This window comes from Paraconexibacter sp., assembly GCF_041602235.1.
GTDB lineage: Bacteria > Actinomycetota > Thermoleophilia > Solirubrobacterales > Solirubrobacteraceae > Paraconexibacter.
Window position 1 is genome coordinate 1 of record NZ_JBFIGP010000455.1, and the last position, 1,931, is coordinate 1,931.

Here is a 1,931-nt window from a genome sequence, read left to right on the forward strand (position 1 = left end):
CCGGACGGCAAGCCCATGCGCGCACTGCGGGTGCTGTCGCCGCTCTGGCCGGAGGGGCTCGTCGGAGCCGAGCGGCGGTCACCGACCAACCGCTACAACCCCTACCACGAGCCCGGCGGGCTGGGCAAGATGGTCACGGGGCTCGAGTCGCTGAGCTGCGCGCACACGTCCAACCCGCAGAACCAGCAGTCGCTCGGCGCTTCCGCGGCGCCGTGCCTGACGATGGCGCCCTGGTCGTTCAGGGGTGAGACCCGGTCGTTCCCGCGGCTCGCGCAGGAGCCCTGAGGCGTCGTGCTCAGCGCCGCTCGACGTGGCGCTTGAGATCGGACAGGGTGCCGTCGAGCACGCGGTCGCGGACCTGGTCGATGACGGGTCCGCGAGCCAGGAGGCCGAGGGTCCGCCCCGGGTCGACGGCGAGCTCGTAGACCACGGTGCAGCTCGTCTCGCCGGTCGGCTCGACGAGGAACGCGCCGTCCATCGCCCTGATGTCGCTGCCCTTCTCCGCGACCCAGCTCAAGGAGCGCGGCGCGTCGTAGCGGTAGCGCAGCAGCACCGTGACGGTCCGGATCTTCGCGTCGATCCGCTGGCGCGTCGCGAGCGGACGGCCGTCGGGGCCGACCTCGCGCACGTGGACCTCGCGGACCGTGCTCTGCCATGCGGGGAAGCCCTGCGCGTCGGCGAGCACCTCGTACACGGTGTCGGCGGGGGCGAGAAGCTCGACGCTGCGGGTCCCGGTGATCACGCGGACAGCCTACCCGGGCCCCCCGGCGGTGGTCACGGGTGGCGCTCGGAGTCCGCCTCGCCGTAGGTGTCGGCGTCCAGCGCGGACGCGTCCTCGTCGATCTTGCTGGTGTGCTGACCGATCTGCGACGTGGTGTGCTGGTCGGCGTGGCTGGCATGCTCGACGAGCAGGGCCTCGGCTTGCTCGAAGCCCTCGGACTCGCCGCCCCCCGCCTCGTCGACGGGGCGCCGCTCCTCCCGTCGCCGTGCGGCCATGGCGTCGGTCACCGGGTTGAGCGAGGGGTCGGTCATGGGTCCAGTCAACCGCGCCCCGACCTCCGGTGCAAGTCGCTGGCGTTGGGGCGCCAGGTCTCGCCCGGGCGACCCCGCCGCGCGTCACGCGGTCGATCGCGCGACTCTGCCAAGATGTGATTCAGCTGTCGCAGGTGGTGGTGGGGCGCCGGCGGTCCACGGAACGGTGTGCGCCCGGACCGTCGGGCTCGCCGGCGCCCCACCCCCACCTGTTCGACCTCGGTGGACGCCACCAGCGATGATGGGGCCGTGTCCGGTGACCGACGTCTGCGGCCGCGCGTGGCGGCACTCGCCGTGGTCCAGGCCGTCCTGTTCGGCCTCGGGCCGGCCGTCGACCTCCCGGTCGTGCTCACGCCGGCGACCGCAGTGCCGGTCCTGCTCGTCGCCCTGGAGGCCGGGCCGAGGGTCACGGCGGCGTTCGGGGCCGCGACGGTGGTCCTGGCCCTCGTGTCCGGGTCGATCGACGGGACCTTCCTCGAGGCCCAGCACGTCGTACGCGTCACCACGGTCGTCGGCGCGTCGGTGGTCGCGCTGCTCGCCGCGGCCGGCCGCTGTCGTCTCGAGGCCCTCGTCCTGGAGAACGTGCGGCTGATGCGGGATCTCGCCGCCGCCGAGGCGGCGCAGCGCGACGTCGCGCAGTCCCTGCAGCGCAGCCTGCGGCCACCCGCCCTCCCGCAGATCCCCGGCGTGGCCCTCGCATCCTTCTACCGCGCTGTCGGTGATGGCGCGGATGTCGGCGGGGACTTCTACGACGCCTTCCCGCTCACCGACGGTTGGCTGCTGGTGATCGGCGACGTGACCGGGAAGGGGGCCGCGGCCGCCTCCGTCACCGGCATGGCGCGCGGCGCGATCGAGGCAGCCGCGCTCGAGACGGGCTCGGCGGTCGGCGCGATCGTGCG

At 73.9% G+C, this 1,931-nt stretch carries 3 protein-coding genes and 1 pseudogene; 2 read left to right on the forward strand and 2 right to left on the reverse strand.

Going from position 1 to position 1,931, the window contains the following annotated elements:
• Positions 1 to 285, forward strand: a pseudogene (locus ABYE80_RS20340) (hypothetical protein); the annotation flags it as partial.
• Between the two features lie 10 nt (positions 286 to 295).
• Here the strand turns inward: ABYE80_RS20340 and ABYE80_RS20345 are convergent.
• Together ABYE80_RS20345 and ABYE80_RS20350 are read right to left on the reverse strand one after the other, a co-directional pair.
• On the reverse strand, positions 296 to 742 hold the full coding sequence (locus ABYE80_RS20345; protein WP_372792201.1) for an SRPBCC family protein: 447 nt from the start codon (positions 740 to 742) through the stop codon (positions 296 to 298).
• A 32-nt stretch (positions 743 to 774) separates the two neighbouring features.
• The gene (locus tag ABYE80_RS20350) at positions 775 to 1,032 is read right to left on the reverse strand and encodes a hypothetical protein (RefSeq protein WP_372792203.1); all 258 of its coding nucleotides are present in this window, start codon (positions 1,030 to 1,032) and stop codon (positions 775 to 777) included.
• 249 nt (positions 1,033 to 1,281) lie between these two features.
• On the opposite strand from ABYE80_RS20350, the gene ABYE80_RS20355 reads away from it, so the two are divergent.
• Positions 1,282 to 1,931: PP2C family protein-serine/threonine phosphatase (locus ABYE80_RS20355; protein ID WP_372792205.1), on the forward strand; the 650-nt coding region annotated here is incomplete at its 3' end.